The sequence below is a fragment of the Actinospica durhamensis genome (assembly GCF_018139695.1).
GTDB classification, from domain to species: Bacteria; Actinomycetota; Actinomycetes; order Streptomycetales; family Catenulisporaceae; genus Actinospica; species Actinospica durhamensis.
Genome location: NZ_JAGSOG010000883.1, coordinates 1 through 390 on the forward strand (window position 1 = coordinate 1; position 390 = coordinate 390).

The following is a 390-nucleotide window of genomic DNA, read 5'->3' on the forward strand; positions in this document are numbered from 1 at the left end:
GGCGCGCCCGGGTCCGGCGGGGTGCCGTGCCGACCGGTCATGGCGCGAGGAATCCGGCCCCGGTCAGGACCTTCCGGCCCTCCGGCGACCGCACCAGTGCGACGAACGCCTTCGCCGCCGTCGGGTTCGGGGCGTTCTCGAGGAGGGCGATCGGGTAGTCGTTGACGGCCTCGGCCGACTCCGGGAATTCCACGCCCTCCACCCTGTCACCCGCGGCCCTCACATCCGTCCGGTACACGACGGCGGCGTCGGCCTCCTTCAGCTCGACCTTCGTCAGGGCGCTCTTGACGTCCTGCTCGTAGGAGACCGGCGTCAGGTCGACGCCGGCGGCCGTGAGGGCCGTTTGCGCCGCCGCACCGCAGGGCACCGTCCTGTCGCACAGCACGACCT

1 protein-coding gene is annotated in these 390 nt (G+C 72.8%); it reads right to left on the reverse strand.

The annotated features are described in order from the left end of the window. Window positions 1-37: 37 nt before the first annotated feature. Window positions 38-390 (reverse strand): molybdate ABC transporter substrate-binding protein (gene modA / locus KDL01_RS42670; RefSeq protein ID WP_212534379.1); only part of this gene is annotated, 353 nt, incomplete at its 5' end.